Raw genomic sequence first — 19,726 nt, forward strand, 5'->3', positions numbered from 1 at the left:
GTTGCCAAATCTCCACCCAGCCGGGCTTGCCTAGAGGTCTTCAGACTGCCCTCGACGTCACTCCAGGTAACCGCTCCCCAGAGAGTGCTCAAGAGCCGGGAAGACAGCCACGGAGCGGTGGAGTTACTCATGCAGCGAGCAGGGCTGTAAGGCCTCAGCGGCCGGCCCAAGTGCGGCGCCAAGCCCGACCAGATCGCCGTCGACCTGGTAGACCGAGCCTTCGCCCGGACTGTTCCTTGCGGTGAACAAGCGCGCGTGGGGCTCCGCGGCCTAAATCACGAAAGAGTTGATCCGGGAGAACCGGCGCGTGTGGGCCGTGCGATAGATACACCGTGAGACCGTTTCCCTTCCGGCAGCGCGCAGCCCCCGACGTCACCTCGGAAAGCACCGACGCCGAGCTCATCACCGCCGTCGCCGCGCGGAGCACCGCCGCCCTGCGCGTCCTCCATCAGCGGCACGCTCCCTGGCTGCGCGCCCGGCTGACCCGCCGTTGCGCCGACGCGGACGCCGTCGACGATGCGCTGCAGGAGACGTTTCTGGCCGTGTGGCGCGCGGCGGGCGGCTTCCGCGGCGACAACCCGGCCGGCTGGTTGTGGACGATCGCCATCCGCCGCCTGATCTCTGCCCTGCGCGGCAGCAGCTCGCGCTGGATCGGCTCCGGCATCGAACCAAGCGACAGCTCGCCGGTCGCCTCGGCCGAGGACGTAGTGCTGCTGAACGTGGAGCACGGCAACCTCGGCGCCGCCCTGACCAGGCTTTCCCCCGAGCTGCGCGCCGTTATCGAGGCGACCGTCCTGGACGGTCTCACCACCAAGGAGGCCGCCGGTCTCCTTGGCATTCCGGAAGGCACGGTCAAGACCCGCGCGATGCGGGCCAGGGCCCGGTTGCGCGAGGAGCTGTCATGAGTAGCTGGCACATCCCTGACGGCCTGCGTGAGCGTTACCTCGAAGGCACCCTCGAACCGGCGCTGGCCATGTCCGTGGACGCGCATCTCGGCCGTTGCGCCGACTGCCGGGCGGCGGTGCCGTACGACAAGGACTGGCTCGAAGCGTCCTGGGCGAGGCTGGAAGGCGAGCTGATCACGCCACGCCTGAGCCTTTCCGAGCGGCTCCTGCGGCACGGCGGGGTGCCCGATCACCTGGCCAGGTTGCTGTCGGCGACGCCGACGATGAGCCGGGCCTGGCTGGCCGCGGTGGTGGCGGTGCTGGCGTTCGCGGTGCTGGCGGCGCGCGAGCAGGCCGAGTTCCTGCCCGCTTTCCTGGTCGTCGCGCCGGTGCTGCCGCTGGCGGGCATCGCGCTCGTTTACGGGCCACGCGTCGATCCCGCCCACGAACTGGTGGCCGCCACGCCGATGTCGGGGCCGCGGCTGCTGCTGACCCGGGCCACGGCGGTACTGGCGGTGTCGGTCGTGCTGGCCGGGCTCGCCTCACCGCTGCTGCCCGCACCGCCCGGGCTGGCCGCCGCCTGGCTGTTGCCCGGGCTGGCCGCCGCCTCGGGCTGCCTGGCCCTGTCGAACCGGCTGCCCGTGCCGATCGCCGCCCTCGCCGTGGCCGGGGTCTGGCTGGCCATCGTCGGCGCGGGCCGCTTCACCGGCGACTGGCTGGCCGTCTTCGGTCCAGCCCCGCAGATCGGGTACGGCGTGGCCGCCCTCCTGCTGACCTACCGCTTCTACCGAGTGAGCACCAGATGATCCAGATCAAGCAGTTGTCCAAGACCTACGGCGCCAAACGGGCGCTCGACGACCTCGACCTGACGCTCGGCACCGGCGTGACCGGCCTGCTCGGTCCCAACGGCGCCGGCAAGACCACCCTGCTGCGCTGTCTGGCCACCACCCTGGCCCCCGACGGCGGCGCGGTCGACGCCTTCGGCCTGAACCCTGCCGACCGCGGGCAGCGCACCGCGCTGCGACGCAGACTCGGCTACCTTCCGCAGAGCCCCGGTTCCTACCCGCATTTCACCGCCTTCGACCTCGTGGACTACGTGGCGATCCTCAAGGAGCTGACCGACCGCGAGCTCCGGCACGCCGAGGTGCGCCGGGTACTGGCCGAGGTGGACCTCACCGATCAGGCCGGAACGAAGGTGCGCAAGCTGTCGGGCGGCATGCGCCAGCGGCTCGCGCTGGCCCAGGCCCTGCTGGGCGAGCCGGACCTGCTCATTCTCGACGAGCCGACGGTGGGCCTGGACCCGGAGCAGCGGATGACCTTCCGCGCGCTGGTCTCGCGGCTCGGCGAGAGCCGTACCGTCGTGTTGTCCACGCATCAGACCGAGGACGTCGCCGCGCTGTGCGAACGCGTGGTGGTCATGCGGGACGGCCGGGCGGTCTTCGACGGCACCCCCGGCCAGCTCGCGGCCGTCGCGGACGGCCGGGTGTGGCTGTCGGACGCGCCGCCCGCCACGTCGGAGCTGTTCTGGCGGACGGCCGACGGCCGCTACCGCACGCTCGGCGCCCGGCCGCCGACGGCGGACGCGGTGGCGCCCGGTGTCGAGGACGGCTACCTCATGCTGCTCGGGGAGGCGGCGTGACGCGGCAGATGTTCCTGTTCGAGGCGCGCAGGCTGGTGCGGCATCCGCTCGTGTGGGGCGCGACCGTCCTGGTGCTCGCCCTGCAGACCTTCCTCAGCAGGGACCAGCAGCCTGACCTCACGATGGACCCGGTCAACGCCACCGGTCTGGCCACCTGCCTGGCCTCGGCGGTCCTGATCGTGGCGAGCCTGGCCACCTCGCGCGACACGCGGCACGGCATGCCCGAGAGCCTCGCGGGCCTGCCCGGGCGGGCCGAGCACCGCACGCGGGCTCTGCTGCTGGCCACACCGCTGGTCGCGGGATTCGCGGCGGCGGTGGCCGTGGGCGGCTACCTGGCGATCCGGCTGCTGAGCGGCCCCGCCGGGGGCCGGCTGGACGTGTGGGAGCCACTGCTGGCGGTGGCCGCCGCGGTCCTCGCCGCGACGCTGGGCGTGGCCGTCGGCCGCTGGACCCGCTGGCTCATCGCCGGGCCGCTGGTGGTGGCCGTGCTCGGCTTCCTCATCTACATGAACCCGACCAACGGACAGGCCCGCTGGCTGCTACCGGTAATGCAGGTCCACCGGCCGGACTGGCCTGACCGTCCGTCGGCTGCCCACCTGGTGTACGTGCTCGCCGTCGCCGCCGTCTTCGGCGGGATCGCGCTGCTCAGACACCGCATACGGCTGGCACCCGCCGCGGCTGTGGTGGCGGCGCTGGCTGTCGCGGTGCCATCGGGGGCCACCGCGGCATCCACCCGGCCACCGGCGCAGCTCCCCACGAACGTGCCGCTGACCATCGACCATGTGGACTCACGCGTGCGCGAACGCTACTTCGGCCCCGACGCTTACCACTGCACGGTGCGGCAGGGCCTGACCTACTGTGCCTTTCCGGGATACGAAGCGTGGATCCCGCTGTGGGAACAAGCGGTCCAGCCGCTCATGGCGGCACTGCCCGCCGCGCTGCGGGCACGGGCGCCCCAGGTGCGGCAGATGAGCCTGACCTGGAGCTACGCCAACGATTCCGGCGTGATCCGGCCGCCGATGAGCTGGGGGCATCCCGACCAGCGCAGGATGCTGGCCGAGGACGTGGCCTTCTGGGCGACCGGGCTGAACGACTCGGCCGCCAAGCACTTCAGCCCCTCCCGGCGCGCGGCACTGTGTGACGTGCGCGGTCAGGCCCGCACGGTGGTGGCGCTCTGGCTCATCGGCCAGGTCGCCATCCCCGAGGCGCGGCGGCAGCTCTATGTCGACCGTGATCGGGGACGCCTGTCCGGCCTGGACTGGGGCCCGGCCGAGATCGGCTACGCCAAGCTGCTGCTGGCCTCCCCTGGCGCCCGCGAGAAGGTCCAGACCAACTGGGACACGCTCGTCAAGCCCACCACCACGATCGACCAGGCCTTGCCGCTGCTCGGGCTGGAACGCGAGTTCAACGCACCGATGGGAGCCACGCCATGCCTGTAACACTGCCCGCACGCCCCCAGGCCGCCTCCTCCATCGCGGCTGTACCCACCACAGCCGTCGCTGCCCCGCCACCATCCCGCCGGCGGTTGGCGCTCCTGCTGGTGCGCCCCCTCGCTCGGGCCATCGACTGGGGGCCTCTGGTCGTGGTCGCCGCCTTCACCGCAGGGCTGGTGAGCCTGGTGGAGTACGGGGAGGCGCTGCCCGGGGGCGGCGCGCTCGTGCTCATGCGCATCTGTGGCACCCTGCTGGGCGCGGCAGCGGCCTTCGGGCTGGTCGATGCCATGTCCGCCGACCTCGACGCCGCCGCGGTCCCCCGATGGGTCCGGCAGGCGCTGCGCTGCCTGTTGCCCGGTGGCGCCGCGATCGCGATCTGGCTGGCGGCCTTCTCCTATATCTTGACCCGCCTGCCGGAGGGCGCCCTGTTCCCGGTCGGCGCCCTGCTCATCGAGGTGGGCGTCTGCCTCGGCATCGCGCTGGCGGCCGCGGCGACCGCCGTGCGGTTCGCCCCCGGACGGCAGGCCGCCATGGCCGCCGTGGTGGTCCAGCTAGCGATGGTGCTGGGGACCATCCTGCTGCCGCAGCAGGTCCGGCTCTGGCCGCCGACCTGCGGGTTCGGGTACTGGGATCAGGCACACCTGTTCTGGCTGGCGATGCTGCCCCTGCCCTACCTCTGGCTCATCTTCGCGGGACGCGACCTGCGGCGCTGACACGTCGCACTGCCAGGCTGAAGTTCTTCGCGCTGCGCTTCATGGCCATCCGGTACGCCTGCCTCCGCAGGGTCGGCGGCACCGAGTTCGTCGCCCTGCTGGAGCTTGCCAATGGCGTGGAGAACCCCTGCCCGGGAAGACGCTTTCCGTACGAACCGGCTCCGTTGCAGGTCCACACACCATTTCGGCCAACGACACCTCCGGCTGGGTGGCATGAGCGGTTGACGTCTGCTCCCGGCCAAATAGCGCCGAAATCCTCGGCCGTTTAACCACTGAAAGTTGCACACACCGAGCTGGCCGACGTTCGCTCACCGCCGGGGACAAGCAGAAGTGGCCACCGGGTCGACGTCGATCTGCTCACTGCGCACCCAGTACGGCCGCGGTGGAGAAACCCGGGCGCGGGCACCTCTGCCTCGCCCGAAGAGGTCCGGAGCAGCCGGAAGAGTAAAAGAGGCCCGTCACCAGCGGGAACGCGGTGACGGGCCTTCTCTGTCATTGTCAGGAGGTCGGGGGCAGGCGCAGTTCGACGAGGATCGCCTGGGGGAGTTCGGTGCCGGTGCCGGGTTCGACGGCGACGAACTCGTTCGCGTCCACCTCGTACGTCCGGCTCTCCCCGTCGGGCAGGTTGGCCTTGGCCTGCAGCGGCTTGTCGCCGCCCCGCAGGCCGAAGGTCCCCGGCACTTCGAGGGTGAGGAAGCCGCGGGCGCCCCACGTGCGGAAGCAGTAGTAGATCCCGTACGGTGCCTCAGCCAGCGCCTTCTCGACCTGGATCTGGCCCACCGGGCATTGGCCGTCCTCTTCGTAGGTGCGCGAGCTGTCGAGCACGATGCGCCCGTCGCCGCGGAACACCTTGAGGCCGTGTTCGGTGAGGACCTGGTCGGCATTGGGGTAGGTGTAGTCCTCGACCGCCGGTGGTGGGGCGTCGGCCGCCGTTTGTGCCGCGGAGGTTTCGCCCGGCAAGAGGATGACCGCGGCGGCCGTCAATACGAGGGCTGCTGATAAGGGCGTGGCTGTTGCTTTCATTGTTCTGTCTCCTGCTGCAGATGGGTGATTTCGTCGCCCAGCAGGGCGATCAGGTTGCGGAGCCTGTGCGCGTAGCCGCGCTCGTATTCGTCGTCGCCGTTCTCGTAGGTGGCGATCAGGTCGCGGGCGGCGCGTACCAGAAGGGACGCGATCGGCAGCCGGGCCGCCTCTGGAAGCAACGGCAACGTCAGCCCGGGCTGGACCTGGTACTGCTCCAGCAGGTCGCGGTGCTCCGGCGGTGCGAGGCGGGCCGCTTCGCCGATGAGGCGGCGATAGCCCCAGCCGTTGGTGTGCCAGGTGATGGTGTCGGAGACGCCGATCGCGCCCGCCATGTCAGTCCCCCACGATCTTGAGCTTGTTCTGATCGGCGCGGGACAGCGAATCGATGAAGGAGAAAATCTCATCGAGCTGACTGGAATTGGCGCCGGTCAGGTCGACCACGACGAAGTTCAGGCCCTGCTTGTCGATGTGCCTGCGGAACTGCGGAAAGTATTCCTGCGGATTCCAGTGCTCGTAGGCGCCGGGCTGTCCGAAGGCGTCGTACGTGCGATTGTAGTCATCGACGTAGTCGTAGGCGTCGTCGCGTGCCTCGTGCAGTTTGCGGCCGGTAAAGGACGGGTCGTTCAGCAGCCGGCCCGCCGTCGCCTGCTCCGCGTCGTCCAGTCGGGTAGCGCCCGGGATCGCCACGCACGGAGCCTCGTCGCTGTTGTGGGTGAGGATCGGCGTGCGGCCCGCGAGCACGTAGTACGTGTGGAAGTCGGCGACCGAGAAGTTGTGTACGCGAGTCGTGACCTGCCTGGTGGAGACGCCCACGATGGGCACCTTGGCATCGCCCCGGCCGGCCAGGGCGATTCCGGCCACGAGCGAGGCCGCGGGCACCCACGAGCGCAGTTGCGGCACCCAGAACGGGTGCTCGTCCGTGGCAGAGATCGTGGCGGTGCGCGTGCCCTTGGCGCCGTCCACGTCGAGGCGGATGTCTACGATCGTCTTGGCGCCGGAGTCGCCCCTGACCGCCGTGACGGCCTTCGCCGCGGTGGTTTTCGTGCGCGGCTGAGTGGCTACGATTCTGGTGCCCGGCTCCACCTGCTCGATCGGTATGGAGCGGCCACCCGCCACCAGGACCAGGGTGCCCGGCACGAAGCTCTTCGGCCGCCTGCATGCCTTCGCGAGGTCCTCGACGAGGTCGACGACCGAGCGCAGCCGGTCGGACATGCGGTTGCCCTTGGCGGCGGTGGCCACCCAGCCCAGGAAGGGCACCATCGCGCCGATGGAGAGCAGGCCGCCGACCCAGTCTCCCCGCCCGAACGAGATCGCCGCGTCGATGGCGTCGCACACCTCACCGGCGACGGGCACGATGCCGCACGTCATGAGGACGAGTTGGAGCATGTCGAGGATGAGGTCGGGGTTTTCCTCGACGAAGGTCAGGATGTCGTCGAGCATCCGGCAGCCGGGCGACGCGTTGTTCGCCGGCGAGACACACCGGGCGGGGTCGATAAGGGTCTGCGCGAAGTCGCCGTAGACCTTCGCGCAGTCAGCCGGCAGCGAGGCGACCTCGACCAGGCAGCCCCAGGTCCTGTGAGCTTCCTTCGCGGTGCCGATCCCACCGGGGCCGCTGCCGGGTTCGTCGCTGCGCTGGCGCTCCTCCCATTCCCTGACCTTGGCGGCGTAGATGTCGGCTGCCTCCTTGGCCGCCATGTTCGCCGCCGCGGCGTCCCGTCCTGCGGCGATGGCCGCGTCCCTGGCGGCCCGTTTGGCCTCCTGGGCCGCCGCCGCGTCGCGGCTCGCGCGCTGGGCGGCGGCGGAGGCGGTGGCCGCAGACTTCGCGGCGGCGTTCGCGCTCGCCTGGGCCTGGGCCGCCGCAGTCCGCGCGGTCTCCGCGGACTGCGCCGCCGCCTCCGCCGAACGCTGGGCCTCGGCGGCGGACTCGCGAGCGTCCTCCGCGTGCCGCGCCGCCTGCGTGGCGGACGCGGTCGCCTGGTCGGCCCAGCTCGCGGCCTCGGCGGCGGCGTTCCTGGCCACCGCCGCGACCCGGTTGGCCTCGGCGGCGTCGGCGAGCGCAGTCTGCGCGTACTGCTGGGCCTGGCGGATCAGTGCCCGCACCGCCGCGACGTGCGTCGCCTGCTCCAGGTCCCGCTGCGCCGCCTGGTAGCGGCCCGCCACCAGGAAGTACGACACGTACGGCGCTGGACCGGCGAGCGCGACCTGCCCGGCGGCCTTGACCTCGGGGCCGCCGGTCTCGATGACGCGGAAGGCCTCCAGCCGCTCGTCGGCGGCACGGGCCGTGTGCTGGCCGCTGCGCAGGAACTGGTGCGCCTGCGCGGGCGTACCGGCCGCGGCCTGGTCCGCAGCGGCCTTGAGGTTGGGGCCGGGCCCTGAGTTGAGGATCGCGTAGATTGCGCGCCGGTCGTCGGTGGCCTTGCCCGCATAGTTGCGGGTACGCAGGAATGTCTCGACGGCGGCGTCGTCGCCGTCGAGCGCCGCCATCCCGGCGGTCTTCTCCGGACCGTCCGGCAGGGTGTCCACCAGGTGCCAGAGCCGCGACCGGTTGTCCTGCACGACCGCGAACCGGCGTCCACCAGACAGCCAGGCGCGCAGCTCGATCTCGCCGCCCTCCAGCGCCTCCCTGGCGGCCCGCTTCGTCCAGTCGCCGCCGGTGGTCAGCAGCGCCACCGCCGCCCGGCGGCCCCGGTCCAGCACCACCTCGGTCGGCGCGCCCGCCGCGGTCGCCGCGTCGAGCAGGGCCCGCGTGGCCGGGTCCACCCGCTGCTCCTCGTCGGTGTCCCACAGCAGCTTGCGGTTCCAGGCCGCGTACTCGCCCGCGTCGGCGTTGGCCGCCCGCTCCGCTGCCAGGGCGTCCTGCGCCGCCTCGACCCCCTGCTGGGTGTACTCGGCCAGCCGCGCCTCGTCCTCCTGCCTGGCAAGCTGCTCCAGCTGAACGGCCTGGTTGGCAGCGGCCACGGCGACGTTGGCGGCCTCCACCGCGGCGGCGGCGTGGCGGGCGGACTCCTCGGCCGCCTTCTCCGCGATGCCCGCCTGCTCGGCTGCGGTCACGGCCGCCGCGGCGGCCCGTTCGGCGTGCGTGGCCGCCTGCTCGGCGAAGGTGAAGGCATCCTCCGACGCCCGCGCCGCAGCCTGCGCCAGCGCGTACGCCCTGCTGGCCGCGCGGGAGGCGGCGGCCGCCTCCCGCTGGGCCAGGGCCGCCGCGTTGCGTGCCCGCTCCGCCTGGGCCTGCGAGACACCCGCCTGCCTGCTCGCCTCGTCGGCCGCCGCCGCGGCGGCGTCTGCGCTGGCGCTGGCGCCACGGGCGGCATCCGTCGCCGCCTTGGCCTGGGCCAGGGCGCGGTCCCGCTCCGCCCGTACCTGCTGCAGCTCGCGCGCCTGGCGGGCCGCGTCGCGCGCCGCCTCAGCAGCCGCCCGCGCGGCGGCCGCCTTGCCCGCGTCGGTACGCGCGTCCGCCGCCGCCCGCTGCGCCCGCGAAGCGGCCTGCGCGGTCAGCGAGGCCGCGGCCGTCGCCCGGCGTGCGCCGTCGGCGGCGACCCTGGCCGCTCGCATGGCCGCGTTCGACGCCGCCACGGCCTCCCGCGCGGCGGCGGCTGCCCCTGCGGCGGCGTCCGCGGCCCGTCCCGCCGCGGCCGACGCCTGTGCCGACGCCCCGTCGGCCGCCTTCGCCTCGGCTGCCGCCGTCTGCGCCGCCTTCTTCGCCTCCTCGGCCGCGTGCACGGCCCGCTCGGACGCCTCCGCCGCCGCCAGCGACTCCCGCGAGGTCAACTCGCCGGCTTGCTTGGCCTGCTCGGTCAGGCTTTTGATGGAGGCCAGCTCTCGGTCACGCGCGCGGGCCACGTGCTGCCCGTAGACGAGGAACTCGCGCAACTCCTCGACAGTGCCGCCGAGCGCCCGCTGGGCCGCCGCGTCCAGGTTCTCCCCGCTGTTGTTGGGGGCACCAGCAAGCATGCGCGTTGCGGCGAGCCGATCGTCGGCCAGTTCGGCGGCCTCCCTGCCAGTCAGCAGGAACGCCGACCAGTCCTCGGCGATGCCGGCCAGCGCTGTCGCCGCCGCCTCCTTCGTACGCTGCCCGCCGGACTCCCACACCCGGTAGACCCGCAGCCGCTCGTCGGCGGCCCACGCCTGCTTCCAGCCGCCCTCGACGAACTGCCGAAGCTGCTCCGGCGTCCCGTCCAGCGCACGCAGCGCCGCCTCCCGTACGGCGGGACCGTCCATACCGGCCAGCACCTGCGCCGCAGCCCGGTCGTCGGCCTGCTGCGCGGGCACTCGGCCGGAGGCGAGGAAGTCGCGCAGGTCGGCGTCGGAACCGAGCAGGGCGCTCTCCGCCGCCCTGCGGGTCGAAGGGCCGGCGGACATCAGCAGAGCGACAGCCTGCGCCCGGTCGCCCGTGGTCTCTGCGATGGCACCTGGCGGTGCCACCAGTAAGTTGGCGGCGAGAGTCACCACCATGGCGGCGGCGACGGTTCGTAACCTGGTCAAGCGCATGGTGAGCTCCGAGCTTCCGTGCGGATTACTGCATCGGGGGCGCGAACCAGCCCTGGAGGCTGGCAATGAGGTGGGTGGTGCCAGCGGAGACGTTGCGGATGCGTACCTTGCCGTCCGTGCCGACCTTCACGGTGGCCAGCCCGGACCGCACGCCATCGGCGGTGGCGGGGTAGTTGACCAGGGACGTCCCGGGCTCCGTGCCTTCCAGCGGCCAGGCCCGCAGGTAGCCGGGTCTGGTGTTGTCGACCATGGTGAGGTTGAGCAGCGCGGTCCAGCCGGCGGGCAGGCCGAGCGGGACGTCCACGACGGCGTTGGAGGCGATCGCGGCGCCGTCGTTCTGCCGGGTGTCCAGGAGGAGGGTGGCCTGCGCGGTCCGCAGGCCCCAGCCGGAAGCAGCGTCGGCGGTGTGGTAGCCGGTGGCGGTGAGTGCCAGGTGGATGGGGGCGCTGCTGTTGTTGGTGAATGTGGCTCGGCCGTCCGTGCCGAGCTTCACCGTCACGGCGTGCGCGGTGTCGCCGGGGACGAAGTCCATGACGCTGCGGTTGTTGGCGCCGCCCGTCTGGTACGCCCCGAGCCAGCCGCCGGCGGTCGCGTCCACGACGACGACGTCCAGGAACGCGGCGCTCGCACCGGCGGGGATGACGCCGCCGGCCGTGGCGATGGCGAACGTGCGGCTGCCTCTGGCGGGGATGGTGCCGCCGGCGGCGCGCGTGTCGGCGAGACGGGTGTGGTCGAGCGGCACGAAACCGCCCCCGGAGCTGTCGCGCGTGTAGTAGCCCTGGACGTCGACCGCGATGTCCGAGGCCCGGTGGGTGCGTACGGAGATCGTCCCGTCGGGTCCGACCGGCACGACCGCCGTGTTCGAGATGATCTGGCCGGGCATCGCGTTCACCATGGACAGCGAATCGGATGGCGGCGAGCCGGTGGGGAAGGCGGTCAGGTACGTGCCCGCGCCCGCGACCGGGATCGCGGTGATGTCGACCAGCACGGCGGTGGCCGCCCGCAGGATCGGGATGCCGCCGACCCCCGCCACGCGGAACGTCGTGGTACTGCCCGCCTCGCGGGTACCGGCCGTGGCGCCGATGCCGGAGCGCGTGTCGAGCACCTGCGCGCTGGATGGGAGGCGTACATATGACATACGCAGCGTGCGCCTGATCCACGCCTGCGCGTCCGCGTCGTCCACCCGGACCTGCACGGCGCCACGCCGCGTCTCCGAGGCCGGGGTGCCGAGGCAGCCGCCCTGCCACGACAGGCTGCTCACGGCGACCAGCTCGACGCCGGAGCCGGTCTGGCGCAGCGTCGGGCCGCCCGCGTCGCCCTGGCAGACGGCGGCCGGGGTGGCCGGATCGCCCGCCACGTCGATGGTGCCGGCGGCGACCGACTGGACCGTGAACGCGGCGGAGTGCGCCTGTTGCGGCGCCCATTCGGTGGCGGTACGGCCGTACCCGGCGACCTGGAGCGCCTCGCCCGCCTGCGGGGCGATCGTGCCGATGCGGACGGGGGTCACGCCGGTCACCGGCTTGTCGAGCCGGGCGAGCGCCAGGTCCCGGTCCGGGTGGGCCAGGATCTCAATCACCGGCCGGTCCACGGCCGCGCCCACGCTCGCCCTGATGGGCTTGAGCGGGGTCACGCCCAGCACCGGTATCGCCCCCGACGCGCAGGCTTTAGCCGTGAGGATCCATTCGGGATCGACGAGCGTGCCGGAGCAGCCGCGCTGCTCCGGTCCCACGTCGATCCTGGCCACGAACGCGTGCTCCGTACCGGTGCCCCCTGCCACGCCCAGCGCGGAGGGGGCGATGAGTCCGCCCGCCACCAGCGCGGACGCGGCCAGGAGGGCGACGGGTAACGCCTTGTTGTTAGTGATGCGCACGGGCTGCTTCCCTTCGTGGGTGCATGAGCTGAAGCGCCGCGACACCGCCGGGCGCCTGGGATGGGGCGAGGGCACGCCGGCGATGATCAGCTAACGGCGGTCGCCCCCCGACTCGGGCACACCCACGCATCGCCACCTCCGGAAAGCCCACACCAACAGCGGTTGCGGTCGCCTGCCGGGGGCCACAGAGTTGTCGGCGGGTTCCGCACTGATCTCGAATCTCATCGCAATGACCGAGATCTGGACAAGGCATCCACCAGGGCATTTGCCGGACATTTGGTCAAGGGGAGGCGCGCGGCCAGCGGCGCTCTCCGTCGCCGAGCAGCGCGAGATGCGCCCCGCGCAAGCCGGCACCCGGATCCACACCCAGGTCGTCGGTCAGGCGGCGGCGGATCAACTCGTGCTGCCGCAGCCCATCGGCCCGCCGCCATGCATGCCCCAGCAGCAAGATCAGCTGGGTGTGGATCGCCTCGTCGTAGAGCAGCGCCCCGGCCAACTGCTCCAGGGGCTCGCAGGCCTCACCCGCGCGTCCGCAGCCGATCGCCGCCTCGGCCAGGTCCCGTGCGCAGTCGAGGCGGCCTGCTCCAACACACCGATCGCAGCTCGAACAGCGCCAGCCGGTCCTTCTTGAAGAACTGGCACACCAGCAGCTCGTGCGCGTCGCCGCGGAAGGCAGCGACCTCCTCGATGTCGGCCAACTGGGCGGCGAATCCGCCGGCCTGTTCCACCGCGGCCCGCACCGCCTGCACGCTGCGGGTCTGAACCACGAGCGCCGACAGCATCTCGCCGAGCGCCTGGGACCTGCCCGGCGTTACCAGCGCACGAGCTCAGCGCCTCCATGGCTCGCGCCACCGCCTCGTGTCCCCTCGTGTCCAGCGGCGGCGGCCTCGCTGCCGGGGTCGAGGCGTTCCAGTACCTGACGGTAGGTGCCGATCAGCCGCTCGCTGGTCGCGCGCCGGCGGGTGCGGATCTCTTCCAGCTCCGTCTTGGCCCGTTTGACGTGGGTGATCATGCGCTTGCAGAGCATCTCGGCCGGGTCGTCGCGGGCCCGCATCCGGGCAGTGCGCGTCAGGTATGCCGGCAACGCCACCTGCTGACGGCGTAGTAGCGCGACAAGGTGTCGGCGTCCTGTGGGGCTCAAGAACACGATTCGTTGCCGGCGCCGGGTTTGTCGCCTGGTCAGGCCGGGCGTTCCTGGGACGGTGGGTGACTGGTGTTCGGGTTGCCTGGGATCATCGTTCGTGCTCTTGTCCACGGCGTACGCCGTCACTCGACGTCTGCTGGTGTGCCCTGGGTTCGATGGAGTCGCGTTTTCGGATTGTCATGCCACGGTGGACGCGTTCTCGAACTGTATCGGGGTGAGCATGCCCAGGCCGTGTCGGTCAGGGCGGTTGACCTCGACCACCACGTGCCCGTGCCGGCGCAGGTGGGAGGCCGGTCCAGCGCCGTAGGAGCCGGTGCCCTCGACGCCGAAGCTCAGCACCTGACCATACCCAGCAGCCCACGCGATGAGTTGTTCATAGCCGCCCCGATCGGCGGCGACGCTGATGCCGGCCTGCAAGCTGCCGACGACGTCGACCACGGGCGCGGTGTGCACGTACTTGTGCGTGTCGACGCCGACCACGACCTTGCCGATCGGTTCGGCCGAAGAATGCTCGTCATGACTGTGCTGCTCCCTCCGCCTGGTGGTGATTCATGCATCACCGCCGGTCGCGCGCACGGGACAAGACTGTGACGAGCGCCTTTCTCACAAGGCAGCAGGCTCCTGTCGCTCACGGGCCGATGCGGTAGGGGCGCATCATTTCGTTGTCCTCGTGTTCGAGGATGTGGCAGTGCCAGACGAACAGGCCCGGCCGGTCGAAGAGGGCCTTGATCCGGGTGACCTGGCCCGGGTAGGCGATGACGGTGTCCTTGAAGCCGCGTTCCCAGGCCTCCGGCGGCCGGGCGGGGCCGCGGAACGGGCGGCGGTCGACAATCTGGAAGAGGACCTCGTGGATGTGGATCGGGTGGGCGTCCATGGTGAGGTTGTGGATCTCCCATGTCTCGGTGGCACCGACGGCGGGGTTCTCGGTGATCGGGTCGGACCACATCTTCGCCGTACCGCCTCCCTCCAGGGTGCCCAGCAGCACGGCCACTGGTCCGACACCCCTCGCCACCCCTGAGGTCCGCTCCATCAGCGCCACCTTGCGTGTGGTGCCGGCTGCGCCGAGCGGGGTGAAGGTGGGTAGGACGAGCTCGGCCGGCGGCACACTGCGGTCGGGTGTCGTCAGCGGGCGTACCCTGAATTTCAGGACCTGTCCTGTTGTTGCCGGGTCGGCCGGAGTGGTGGCGTGGCGGCCGTGGAAGGGGCCATCCGGGGCCTCGTTGATCAGGAACAGTTCCGTCCCCGGGCGGACGCCGGTGAAGTCGACGATCACGTCGGCGCGTTCTGCCGGGGCCAGCAGGACCTCCCCGAGTTGCACGGACGCGGGCAGGAATCCTCCGTCGGATCCGATCTGCCAGAAGGGCAGGGTGGCGGACGCGGGCCGTCGGGCCAGCGGATTCGTGACGATCTTCAGATCGAGGAAACGGCCGTTACACCCGTTGAGCAGCCGGAATCGGTAGCGGCGCGGCTCCACCGCCAGATACGGCCAGGTGCGGCCGTTGGCCATCATGGTGGTGCCGTAGAACTCGGGGTTCCAGATGGGCGGGATGTCGCTGCGGGGGATGTACGGTCCGGCGAACCGGTCGAACTGCCTGCGGCTTGCCGGGTAGAACAGCGAGCCGTCGGCGGCGAACGTCCTGTCCTGGATGACGATCGGGATTTCGTGGACTCCCTGGCGCCCGGTCGCGTCGGAGGCGGCTGCCGGGCCCGGCAGGACGCCCGGCGCGAGGTCGGCGGGACCGCCGCGCAGGAGGTAGAAGCCGGCGAGTCCGGCGTAGACGTTGAGCCGGGTGATCCCGAGGGTGTGGTCGTGGAACCACATGGTCGCGGGCCGCTGGTCGTTGCCGTAGTGGAAGGCCGCCGATCCCGCGCTCCAGGCGGTTTCGTGCCGGTCGGTGAAAGCGGCTGCGAAACCGGCATACTGCGATCCCTCGGTTGCGTACCCGGGCGGGATGTCCCGTGCCGCCGGCAGGAACCACGCTTCGGGATGGCCGTCGCTGTGGTCGGAGCTGTGCCCGCCGTGCAGGTGCGTGACGATCGGGACCGGCCCGAGGTAGCGGCCGGGTGTGTGGGCGAAGGCCGGTCGCGAGTCGCGTCCCGCTTGTCCGCCGGGAGGGTTGGCCCAGTGCAATGTCGGATCCACCGCCAGCGGATGGGCAAGGGCCCTCCCGTGGCCGTCGACCAGCTCGTTCACCCACTTGACCTGTACGGGACGGCCGACTCGGGCCTCCACCGTGAAGGCCGGGCTGTTGAAGCTCCGAGGCGCGTCCACCGCCCCATAGCCCAGTACGGTCGTGGCCGGGCTGCCAGGCGGCAGGATCTGCAGGCGGAGCCGTCGCACGCCGATCACGTACCGGTCGAACGGGCCGTCGGTCGAGGCCGGCGGCATCACGGGCGGAATCGGCAGCGGGACGACGTACTTGGCGATGGACGCGGGGTTCATCAGGCTGCCGGGAAGGGCCACGGCAGGGTCCGCGTGGGAAACCAGGAGGACGGCTCCACCCGCTCCGACCTTCAGGAACCCCCGTCTCGTGATCATCTCCACCTCCCATCCCCAGGCGAGGGCCAAGGGGACCTTCGCTTCCAGTCTCCGAGGGCCGCTGAGCCGCTTTCGGAATGCCGACAAAGCGCTTTTCGTGGGCTATGTACCCCAGGTGGGCCGTTGATGGAGGGCCTTTGCCGTGATCCGGCCGTTTCTCGCCTTTGTGCAGAACCACCTGCGGGCCCCCTGAGCGGTGAAGCGGTGGCAGGCGCCGAGCAACGCGGTCTCACCGCCGACATCGTCGTCGCGGAGCGGGTCGATTGTCGCGGACGGGCCTGCACGAAGGTGGCGATGGCGAGGTCGGGGCGGCGGGCGAAGCGAAGGCAGCGTCGCCGTCGCCGTGCCACGGCCCAACGGCACGCATCAGGGATCCCCGCGCCGGGCATACCCGCACCGCGCGGAGCCAGTGGTAGAACGCCTGCGGGTGCACCACTGCGAAGATCCTCGCTGAGGAGAAGCGCAGGCAGTCGTGTGTTCGTGACCAGAGCCACTCCATGAGAATGACGGGTATCGGCGTGCCACCGACCGCCGATGATCGGAATGGTGGCGATGTTCGGGGCTGACCCCTCAGTCCAGCGGGCCCGCAATGGGGTCCACTGACATGCGACCGGGACGCCAACGCGAACATCGCTGTCGCCAACACCGCGGCGCGGGTTCCTTCACGGGACCGGTGCCACCGACGTCGTTGATCACTTCTCGATAGTGATTCGCCTGGCCTTCTTCTCTGCGGCTTTGGGCATCGGGACGGTAATGGTCAGGATGCCTTTGTCGTAGGCTGCCTTGACGTCGTCGGCCGCGACGCCTTCGGGCAGGGTCAGCAGCCGGGACAGCGAACCGTAGTGGAACTCCGAGCGGTGTGCTTCCTTGTGCTCCTCGCGCCGTTCGGCGTGCAGCCGCAGCATCCCGCCGGAGACGGTGATCTCCACGTCCTTGTCGGGATCCATGCCGGGCAGTTCGGCGCGGATGACGTAGTTACCGTCATCGATGTAGTCCTCGACCCGAATGGCGCCTTCTCCCGTGCGAAATGCGCCCCACGGCGACTCCAGCAACTCCAACAACTCTGGGAACACTGTGTGTGGCCTGCGGCGTTCCAAAGCACCCATCATGACCTCCTCTGTCGGATGCTCCTTCGGCCTCACGACTACCCAATCTGTCCGTGCACGCACCAAGGCCAGGGGCTTCGTCGTCCAGTCCTTCACCATCCCCACCACCGCCTTGCTTGCGCCCTCCGACTTCCACCACGGTCGACGGCCGTACCCCGGCTCAGTGCGACTCGGTCCGGCCACCGACACCGGCGTGGCCTGATCGGCGAATCACGGCGCCGACGGCTCCGGCAGCGGCGTCGGGCCCGTCAGCGTAGCCGCCGGAGCAGTGGCGGGGGTGGCGGCTCGCACGGTGTCACCCTGATGCGCGCGTCCACGGCGGTGGCCCCGTCCGGGGTGACGATGACGGGGTTGAGGTCGAGTTCGGCCACCTGGGGGAGGTCGTCGAGCAGCCTGCCGACCCGAATGATCCGGTCGGCGAGGGCGTCGGCGGCCACGGGCGGCGAGCCCCGGTAACCGTGCAGCAGCGGGGCGCAGCGCAGTTCGCCGATCATGTCGGCCGCGTCCGTGACGGGCGGCACCCGGAAGGCGCGGTCGGCCAGCAGATCGGCCGACACACCGCCCATGCCCACCATGACCAGCGGCCCGAACACCGGATAGTTGACGCCACCGAGGATGATCTCGACACCGGCCGGCGACATGCGCTGGACGACCGCGCCGGTCATCCGGGCGCCCAGACGTCCGGAGATCTCCGCGTAGGCCCGCCGGACCTCGTCCGGTGTTCGAAGGCCGAGCCGGACGCCGCCGACCTCGCTCTTGTGCACGGGCCCCACGGCCTTGAGCGCGACGGGCGGGCCCAGCCGCTCGGTCGCCGTCGCGGCGGCCTCGGGGCCGTCCACGTCGATCGACGCCACCATCGGCACGCCGTAGCAGCCCAGCAACCCGGCGACGGCCGCGGGCGAGAGCCAGCGGCCCTCCGGACGCGCTGCCAGCTCGGCGCGGACGATCCGCCGCGCCGTCTCCACGTCCGCCGCGATGGTCGGGGCGGCGGGTTCGGGCGGTCGGCGGCGCCATTCCGCATACCGGACGGCGTGGACAAGCGCCTCGACGGCCTGCTCGGGGAAGGCGTAGCTCGGGATCCGGCCGTCGATCGTGCCGTCGTGTCCGGCGAGGCAGGCCAGCACGGTCTTGTCCGCGTCCTTCGCGGCCTCGGCGATGGCCCGGCGGGTCGCCTCCAGGCCGTCGCCGAACGGCGGGGTGTAGACGACGAGGACGGCGTCCACGTCCGGCACGGCGATGAGCGCCGCGGTCGCCGCCCCGATCTCGGCCGCGCCGGCGTCCGAGGTGAGATCCACCGGGTTGTCCAGGGCGGCGCCGGCGCGGACGCCGGAGAGCGTGAGAGCCAGCCGCGGGACGAGCAGGCCGTGGTGCTCGCAGGCGTCGGCGGTCATCGCCTGGGGCCCGCCCGAGTTGCCGACGATCGCGACCCGCGGGCCGCCGGGCAGCGGCTGGGCGGCCAGGAGCCGGGCGGTGTCGATCAGCTCGTGCACGCTGTCGAGCCGGATGACCCCGGCGGCGCGGGAGAGCGCGTCGACCGCCACGTCCGGCGTGGCCGCGGCAGCGGTGTGCGAGCGCACCGCCCGATCGCCGGCGCCACCGCGGCCGCTCTTGACCAGCAGGATCGGCTTGCGCGCCGCGACGCGGCGGGCGATGCGGGCGAACCTGCGCGGATTCCCGAACGACTCCAGATACAGCGCGATCACGTCGGTGCCGTCGTCGTCCTCCCAGTATTCGAGGAGGTCGTTGCTGCTGACGTCGGCCTTGTTGCCGGCCGACACGAACGCCGAGATCTCGAGCCGGTCCAGCAGCGCCGCCCCGACGGCCCCGGACTGCGACATCAGCGCCACGTTGCCCTGGACGGGGCGGTGCGGCAGGAAACTGGCGTTGAGCCGCGCCGCGGTGTTGATCAGGCCCAGGCAGTTGGGGCCGATCAGCCGCATCCCGGCCGTTCGGCAGATCGCGAGCAGCTCCGCTTCGGCGTCCCGCCGCCCCGCCTCGGCGAATCCCGAGGAGAGCACCACCAGCCCGGCCACGCCCGCCGCTCCGCAGTCGCGGGCCACCTCCGGCACGTGCCGGGCCGGGATCGCCACGACGGCGAGGTCGACGCCGTCGGGCACCTTGGCATGACACGCCAGCCCCGCCACCCGGGTGGCATGCGGGTTGACCGGGTGGATCGTCCCGGGGAAGCCGCCGTCGATGAGGTTGCGCAGCACCTTGTGCCCGACGGATCGCTCGTCCCGGCCGGCGCCGATCACCGCCACGGAGCGGGGCCCGAGCACCCGGGCGAGCGACGAGCGTTCGGCCTCGTGGTCGCGGGCCTCGATGCCCGCCCGCAGGCGGGGGGTCGGCTCGGCGGCGACGCTCAGCCGCAGCATGCCGCCCTCCACGTGCTGTCGCACGTCCAGGCCGAGGTCCTTCAGCACGCGGAGCATCGGCCGGTTCTCGGCCAGGACGTCGGCCGTCAGCCGCCGGACGCCGTGCTCGGCCGCGTCCAGGACGAGATGTTCGAGCAGCAGCGTGCCCAGGCCGTGGCCGTGCACGGCGTCGTCCAGGAGGATGCCCAGGTCGGCGCTGCCGTCGCCGTCGGGGATGTACTCGGCGACCGCCACCAGGCGGCCCCGGACGCAGGCCACCAGAGCGTGCCCGTCGTAGTCGTCGCGGGTGACGTGGTCCATGTAGGAGTGCGCGGTGTTGCGCCCTCCGGTGAAGAAACGAAGGTAGGCCGAGCGCTCCGACGAACGGTCCACCAGTTCGTGCAGGGCCTGCCGGTCGTCGGGGCGCAGCGGGCGTACGCGGGCGATGCCGCCGTCCCTCAGCAGCACGTCATAGCCCTCGGGCATGCCGGTTCTCCGTTTCTCGCCTGTCGGGCGGCTTTGGGCCTGGAGGT

Annotated in this window: 16 protein-coding genes; 5 read left to right on the forward strand and 11 right to left on the reverse strand. The window is 71.8% G+C overall.

Features of this window, described 5'->3' with window-relative positions; genetic code table 11:
• Positions 1–332 precede the first annotated feature (332 nt).
• From FAF44_RS42295 to FAF44_RS42315, 5 genes are all read left to right on the forward strand, one after another.
• A complete protein-coding gene (locus tag FAF44_RS42295; protein WP_237109036.1) occupies positions 333–905 on the forward strand; it encodes an RNA polymerase sigma factor in 573 nt (190 codons plus the stop codon).
• Complete coding sequence (locus tag FAF44_RS42300; protein ID WP_237109037.1) at positions 902–1,690, forward strand: zf-HC2 domain-containing protein; 789 nt, start codon at positions 902–904, stop codon at positions 1,688–1,690. Before FAF44_RS42295 ends, FAF44_RS42300 begins: the two co-directional genes overlap by 4 nt.
• Positions 1,687–2,523, forward strand: a complete 837-nt coding sequence (locus tag FAF44_RS42305) for an ABC transporter ATP-binding protein (protein ID WP_237109038.1) — start codon at positions 1,687–1,689, stop codon at positions 2,521–2,523. The genes FAF44_RS42300 and FAF44_RS42305 overlap by 4 nt, the downstream gene beginning before the upstream one ends.
• A complete protein-coding gene (locus FAF44_RS42310) occupies positions 2,520–3,962 on the forward strand; it encodes a hypothetical protein (RefSeq protein ID WP_237109039.1) in 1,443 nt (480 codons plus the stop codon). The genes FAF44_RS42305 and FAF44_RS42310 overlap by 4 nt, the downstream gene beginning before the upstream one ends.
• 101 nt (positions 3,963–4,063) lie before the next feature.
• A complete protein-coding gene (locus tag FAF44_RS42315) occupies positions 4,064–4,669 on the forward strand; it encodes a hypothetical protein (RefSeq protein WP_237109040.1) in 606 nt (201 codons plus the stop codon).
• Between the two features lie 498 nt (positions 4,670–5,167).
• On the opposite strand, the gene FAF44_RS42320 is transcribed toward FAF44_RS42315, so the two are convergent.
• The 11 genes from FAF44_RS42320 to FAF44_RS42375 form a co-directional block, all read right to left on the reverse strand.
• Positions 5,168–5,629, reverse strand: a complete 462-nt coding sequence (locus tag FAF44_RS42320) for a hypothetical protein (protein ID WP_237109041.1) — start codon at positions 5,627–5,629, stop codon at positions 5,168–5,170.
• Between the two features lie 59 nt (positions 5,630–5,688).
• Positions 5,689–6,024 carry a hypothetical protein gene (locus tag FAF44_RS42325; protein WP_237109042.1) on the reverse strand — a complete coding sequence of 112 codons (336 nt, stop codon included), beginning with the start codon at positions 6,022–6,024 and terminating at the stop codon, positions 5,689–5,691.
• 1 nt (position 6,025) lies between these two features.
• The gene (locus tag FAF44_RS42330; protein ID WP_272895775.1) at positions 6,026–10,174 is read right to left on the reverse strand and encodes a polymorphic toxin-type HINT domain-containing protein; all 4,149 of its coding nucleotides are present in this window, start codon (positions 10,172–10,174) and stop codon (positions 6,026–6,028) included.
• A 31-nt stretch (positions 10,175–10,205) separates the two neighbouring features.
• Entirely contained in the window at positions 10,206–12,050 is a 1,845-nt protein-coding gene (locus FAF44_RS42340) for a S1 family peptidase (RefSeq protein WP_237109043.1), read from the reverse strand.
• 280 nt (positions 12,051–12,330) lie between these two features.
• Positions 12,331–12,606: a BTAD domain-containing putative transcriptional regulator gene (locus FAF44_RS42345; protein ID WP_272895777.1), complete on the reverse strand. Its 276-nt coding sequence runs from the start codon at positions 12,604–12,606 to the stop codon at positions 12,331–12,333.
• A complete protein-coding gene (locus FAF44_RS42350; protein ID WP_237109044.1) occupies positions 12,569–12,832 on the reverse strand; it encodes a hypothetical protein in 264 nt (87 codons plus the stop codon). The genes FAF44_RS42345 and FAF44_RS42350 overlap by 38 nt, the downstream gene beginning before the upstream one ends.
• 29 nt (positions 12,833–12,861) lie before the next feature.
• Complete coding sequence (locus FAF44_RS42355) at positions 12,862–13,140, reverse strand: hypothetical protein (protein ID WP_237109045.1); 279 nt, start codon at positions 13,138–13,140, stop codon at positions 12,862–12,864.
• A gap of 231 nt (positions 13,141–13,371) precedes the next feature.
• Positions 13,372–13,674 (reverse strand): transposase, encoded by a 303-nt coding sequence (locus tag FAF44_RS42360; protein WP_237109046.1) that lies wholly within the window; start codon positions 13,672–13,674, stop codon positions 13,372–13,374.
• A gap of 148 nt (positions 13,675–13,822) precedes the next feature.
• Positions 13,823–15,733 carry a multicopper oxidase family protein gene (locus FAF44_RS42365; protein WP_237109047.1) on the reverse strand — a complete coding sequence of 637 codons (1,911 nt, stop codon included), beginning with the start codon at positions 15,731–15,733 and terminating at the stop codon, positions 13,823–13,825.
• A 692-nt stretch (positions 15,734–16,425) separates the two neighbouring features.
• Positions 16,426–16,938: an Hsp20/alpha crystallin family protein gene (locus tag FAF44_RS42370; RefSeq protein ID WP_237109048.1), complete on the reverse strand. Its 513-nt coding sequence runs from the start codon at positions 16,936–16,938 to the stop codon at positions 16,426–16,428.
• 149 nt (positions 16,939–17,087) lie between these two features.
• A complete protein-coding gene (locus tag FAF44_RS42375) occupies positions 17,088–19,679 on the reverse strand; it encodes a GNAT family N-acetyltransferase (protein WP_237109049.1) in 2,592 nt (863 codons plus the stop codon).
• Between the last annotated feature and the right edge of the window lie 47 nt (positions 19,680–19,726).

Origin of the sequence: Nonomuraea sp. MG754425, from assembly GCF_021699195.1 — a bacterium.
Classification (GTDB): domain Bacteria; phylum Actinomycetota; class Actinomycetes; order Streptosporangiales; family Streptosporangiaceae; genus Nonomuraea.